We start from the raw sequence: 4,974 nt of genomic DNA on the forward strand, positions 1-4,974 counted from the left end.
AAGCGTGAGCGATCGGTGGACTCAGGAGGCCCCCTTTACTCCCGCAGCCCAACCGCTGGAGAGAACTCCGCAGACTCAGCACCTCCGCCGGGCACCATGTTGAGAACGACAGCAAGGTCGCCGAGAGCGCCCAAGCCTCCCCGTGAATTCTCCCCTCCCGCGTTCCACCACACACTCACCATCCTTGGAAGTCCCTGTGGCCAACTAAGATGAGAACGGCGACGAGAATGGGGCACGCCGTCGCACTAGCCCACACCACATCCCAGACCACTCTCTTCACTCAGCACGAAAAGACCACAAGATGCTCCCACCTGACCGCCCCAAGCAGCCTTGGGACGATGAATTAGCAGCCACCCTGGAGGCGATCCGCAGCAGGTCCCTCGACGAGATCACCTCCGCGATGCAGGAAAAGCCACTGCCAGAGGCTGATGTCCGAGCGGGCGTGGACGCCATGATCACCGAACTACTCCCCCATTTGGACGAGTTCTTGGCGCAGCGTCAAAACGTCGGGGAGTACGTACGCAATAGCGCACCAGAGTCCAAAGAGCGCGCTGAACGCCTTGGCGCAAAGAGCCTCGCGGCCCAGCGCAAAAGCATCCAAACGCTACTTGAGGACCGACGCAATGAGCTTATATCCAGATTCCGAACAGGTAGCTACTCGGGAGAGCAAGGCGAACGCCATAATCCAGCCAGTACGGAGAAGCCAAAACCTCGCCCTCAGCCAACAATCAAGCCTCCCGAAGAGCTGGTTCGCCCACCTGGAGCAACACCCTCTCCCGACGCTCTGGCGCAGCGTCGCCTAGACGAGGTCGAACGACGTGCCAAATCCGAAAAAAGAGATAACGACTACCGGCGAGCATTTCATGTGGACCAGGGGGACGCGGCCCTTCGGGAGGGCATCGAGTATGGACTCCCCGGAGAGCACAACAAGCGCGCGAAGGAATGGTACGGCATCGACCCAACCAAGGAGCATGACGGAGGCGCTTACCTTCGCGAGATAGAACGACTTAGCGACAAGGATCACGCATCTCAAGACACCTCCCTAGCAGGGAGCCTCTTCAGTGCGTTTGCCGGATGGTTCTGCGGAAAACCTTGCTGCAACACAGGATTCATTGCCGCCATTGTGCTACTCGGGCTTACACAAAACCTTTTCAAGTAGCTACTCGCGGATACCCATACATCTATACCCTCCAGACTTCATGGGAACGAAGTTATATGACTACACAGAAGGACCCCTTTCTGCGAGACCCGCGAACACTCTACGAGATCCTCGGTGTCCCCAACTTCTCTAACGGTGCATTAATTAAGGACCGCGGAAATGCGCTACTATACTTTCAGTCTGACGACATTGAGCTCGCCTCTGGAGTATTTGAACGCGACTCGATTCCCCACTCCGACAGGCAAGGCGCATGGGAGATTGAGTCAGTCCTAGGGGGGCTCAGGTTCACTGACCCCAGCCTCTATGACCTAGATAGCCCTGCAGCAAAACTTGCCCACGTCGCACCAAAGTTCTTTCCGAGTGACTACGATTATTATGACGGTCTCGACAATTATGGCTCGCTACACTCATTGATGCGGGCGCGGAGGCACGCCTTCGCGCTTCTCACCAATCCCGAGTTTAAGCCGGAATACGATCGATCTTTGGGTGCGGACGTCGATAGCAAGTGGCGCCCTACGACACCCAATCCAGATCGCGGGGTTGACCTGGCGTCCGAAGACCTCCCCAGAGACCCTAATGCGGGAGAGATGCCGGAGGGCGCAGCCCACTCCCACCTTTCTCATTACGTCATTGAACGACGAGCTCACTCCGTGAACCGCGTTCCGGTCGCGAGCCGAACGATCAAAGATCTCAGCGCGGCGACAGCAAGAAAGGAGCATAAGGAAAAGCGGGAGCAGATTCTTACCCTGCTCAAGCGTATGACCTGGCTAGCCCTCCTTCTCGCTACCACATGGCTCATTGCCAGGAACTATAGCCAGACTATCCTTGGCCCCGTCCTCGTATTTTTGAGCTACGGCATTATCAAGTCGCGCGGGTTCCGTAGGCAGATACTGCCCAGACCTGACTTGATGCACTGGCTTAGTGTCCCGGTTTGCCGGTGATCTGATCGAGGATCAGGGCGGCGTTCTGGGGGATGTGCGGGGGGATCAGCTGGGTGTGTGAGCCCGCGCGGAGCAGCGCGGACTGGATCGGACGCAGGGTCGTGATGATCTTCTTCAGGCTCTGCCCGGTGGCGTTCTGCATGAATCGCGCAACCGCGAGAGCGGCGAACACGACCGTGAGGTGAGCTTCGATCGCGTCGCGTTGCCGATGGAACATCGGCCTGGCCTGGAGGTCTGTCTTGCTCATCCGGAACGACTGCTCGACGTGCCAGAGGTCGTGGTAGCTGGAGAGCACCTCCGCCGGCGGCATGATGTCGGCGGGGATGTTGGTGACGTAGCCCTTCAGACCGACCAGCCGCCGTGCCCGCTCCAGGGACGCTTCGTCGAGGGTGCGGCCGGCGGCAGTGGTCTTCACGAACCGGGTCGACTTCACGGCCGCGTCGCCGTCGATCACGGCCCGGGCGCGGTTCTCCTGGGCGGTCAGCGTGTGGCCGTCTCTCGTGGCGCGCTTGCGGGAGTAGGCCCAGACTGCGCGCCAATGCCCCGGGTACTTCTTCGGGTCCCAGACGGGCTCCCGGCGCCGTCGCTTCGTGTCCGTCTTGGTGTTCCCGTGGCGTGGGGTGATGGTGTCGATCAGCTGCCCGTCGGTGAACGCGTCACCGTGCCAGTGGAAGTGGTTAGCCAGGTCCGCGGGCGCTTTCGTCACTCGCGAGCCGACGATGAACCGCAGTCCAGCCTCGTCCAGTGCGGTCAGGTTCGTCGCCGAGAGCATCCCGGCGTCGGCGACGACGACCATGTCGGCGAGGTTGTGGCGGGCCTGGAACTGCTTGATGAGCGGAACGATCGTGCGGGTTTCCGCGTGGTTACCCTCGAAGCAGCCGATCTCCAGCGGGAACCCCTCCCGATCGACCAGCAGGCCGACCACGATCTGCGGATCCACGCGGCGCTCTTTGGAGTAGCCGACCTTCCGCAGCTCGTCCTCGTTCTTGGCCTCGAAGTAGAGCGTGGTGACGTCGTAGAGGACCAGCGAGATGTCTCCGCTGGTGGAGGCGTGCGCGAAGCACTGCTCCGCGACGCGGTCGCGGTAATCCTGGTCCTGGGCCTGGCGGAGGTGCCGATAGATCGTCGTGTGGTGCGGAGGATCCACTCCCAGCCCCTTCAGCACGCGGACCGTATCGCGCTTCGAGGTCGGCTCGACCAGGCGAGCCAGAACGACCTGTTCGAACACCTCATCAGCGAGGATCCCGAACCCCAGGCGCGCATACGCGGCCCGCAGCGTCGACCAGAGCACGTCGCTAGAAGTGCCCACCACCTGCACTCCCTGAGCGTTCAACGAGGAAGCCGGGGCCGGGGGCGAGGAGCCCGGAAGCAGTGCGGGCTGCTGCTCGGCGGCACGAGCCACGACGGTATCCGCCACCGGGTCCACCCTGAGGTCGAGGGCTTCCTGCTCGCCCTGCAGGATCTCTCGCCCACGTTGGACGAGCAGTGCGACCTCGACCGGCGAGTGTCCCGAGCCGACATGCTGGATGATCTCGAGCTTCCCATGACGCTTCTGGACGACCTGGACCGCGGTCGCTCCCGACCCAGTCCTCACCTTCCGCACGAACGCCACCCCGTTAGTATCCCAAAACAGCCAATCGGGGAAAGCAACACCCAGGTCACAAGCCCGCAGCCCGCGCGACCGCCACCTCATGCATCAAGTCAGGCCAGAGGGAGGTTTCCGGTTATTGATGACCTCGGCCTCCTGGACGTCCGGCCCACTATAACGGGCCTTCCGCTGCATCGGTTCGCGCTCTTCGTTGGCGATGTGCTTAGACTGGGAGTCGGAATAGCCGTTCTGTGGACATTCGGGGCGGCACACATCGAACATCACTGGAATGAGCTTGGCACCTCGGAGAGGTTCCTCTCTTTCATTTTTGTCATAGCCATCCAGCCCTTGCTCGCCGTTCTCTCCAAGAGGAGTGCTCGAAGAATATGCGAGACACCAGTGCCTTGGTCCACTGTTCGCGCCCGCCGCAGGAAGCGAAAGCAGCTCGAGAAAGCAAAGCAGACCCTCAGCTCCGGTCGCATATTTGGACGAGCGGGCGAAGGTCTATCCGAGGCAATCGAGCTGTTCGGCGAGGAACGCGTCGCTGCGGGCGTAGTTGGTGAGCAAACGACGGTCTACCAGCTGGCTGCCGGACTCGAGCTGATTGGCGCTGACTACTGGCTTTTCAACAGCCTTAGCGTTCCAAGCCTCAGATCTGCAGACGTGGATCACGCGCTAGTTGTTGACGAGGATGTCTATCTGATCGATTCAAAGAAGTGGGCTCCCGGCTTCTACACGATGATCGATGGCGTTGTTGTGGGGACGTACTTTCTCGAGAGCGGGCCTCGTCGCTTTGTTTCTCGATCGATCATGTCCGAGGCTGTCGAGGCCTACAGGAAATATTTGAACCGTTCTGCCGGAGTGCAAGAATATGAAAACCCTAGATTGCACACTCGGAATATTAGTTCATACATAATTGCCCATCCTTCAAATCCTGACGAGCCGTTCGGCGTGGAGAACATTAAGGGGCACGACCCCCAATTGGTGACACTGTCGGACTTCTTCCTGTTCGGACTCAGAGACCGTAACAGCGAAGGTCCGCACGTCATAGACGGCTACCGCCTCTTGTCTCTCATGAAGAACTCGCCGCGCTCGAGCTCGAGGAACTCATGATGGGGCGCCGACACTGGTGCTCCCTGTGGATCCAGTGTCGGCGCGAAGTCATCTCGTATCGAGCGGAAGGTTCGGGTGCCCGAGATAGCGATACAGCGTGGAGCGGCTGATTCCATACTCACGTGCAATCTGAGCCTTAGCCTCGATGTTTCATGGGGCTGGTGAGCGGGGTG

At 60.3% G+C, this 4,974-nt stretch carries 5 protein-coding genes; 3 read left to right on the forward strand and 2 right to left on the reverse strand.

Annotated elements, in window-relative coordinates:
* Positions 1-301 precede the first annotated feature (301 nt).
* Both M3B01_RS14305 and M3B01_RS14310 read left to right on the forward strand, forming a co-directional pair.
* The gene (locus tag M3B01_RS14305; protein WP_259793186.1) at positions 302-1,159 is read left to right on the forward strand and encodes a hypothetical protein; all 858 of its coding nucleotides are present in this window, start codon (positions 302-304) and stop codon (positions 1,157-1,159) included.
* Between the two features lie 56 nt (positions 1,160-1,215).
* Positions 1,216-2,100, forward strand: a complete 885-nt coding sequence (locus M3B01_RS14310; RefSeq protein ID WP_259793188.1) for a hypothetical protein — start codon at positions 1,216-1,218, stop codon at positions 2,098-2,100.
* On the opposite strand, the gene M3B01_RS14315 is transcribed toward M3B01_RS14310, so the two are convergent.
* Positions 2,078-3,712 carry an IS1634 family transposase gene (locus tag M3B01_RS14315; protein ID WP_259793191.1) on the reverse strand — a complete coding sequence of 545 codons (1,635 nt, stop codon included), beginning with the start codon at positions 3,710-3,712 and terminating at the stop codon, positions 2,078-2,080. The two genes, M3B01_RS14310 and M3B01_RS14315, sit on opposite strands and share 23 nt — an antisense overlap.
* Before the next feature lie 195 nt (positions 3,713-3,907).
* On the opposite strand from M3B01_RS14315, the gene M3B01_RS14320 reads away from it, so the two are divergent.
* Positions 3,908-4,801: a hypothetical protein gene (locus M3B01_RS14320; RefSeq protein ID WP_259793194.1), complete on the forward strand. Its 894-nt coding sequence runs from the start codon at positions 3,908-3,910 to the stop codon at positions 4,799-4,801.
* A 48-nt stretch (positions 4,802-4,849) separates the two neighbouring features.
* On the opposite strand, the gene M3B01_RS14750 is transcribed toward M3B01_RS14320, so the two are convergent.
* Positions 4,850-4,948 (reverse strand): helix-turn-helix domain-containing protein, encoded by a 99-nt coding sequence (locus M3B01_RS14750; protein WP_396123389.1) that lies wholly within the window; start codon positions 4,946-4,948, stop codon positions 4,850-4,852.
* Between the last annotated feature and the right edge of the window lie 26 nt (positions 4,949-4,974).

The sequence above is a fragment of the Brachybacterium sp. p3-SID957 genome, from assembly GCF_025144775.1.
Classification (GTDB): Bacteria; Actinomycetota; Actinomycetes; order Actinomycetales; family Dermabacteraceae; genus Brachybacterium; species Brachybacterium epidermidis.

Excerpts from the sequence above, each read along its gene's own strand:
- M3B01_RS14305 (WP_259793186.1), top strand. The coding sequence starts at position 302 with ATGCTCCCACCTGACCGCCCCAAGCAGCCTTGGGACGATGAATTAGCA.
- M3B01_RS14310 (WP_259793188.1), top strand. The coding sequence starts at position 1,216 with ATGACTACACAGAAGGACCCCTTTCTGCGAGACCCGCGAACACTCTAC.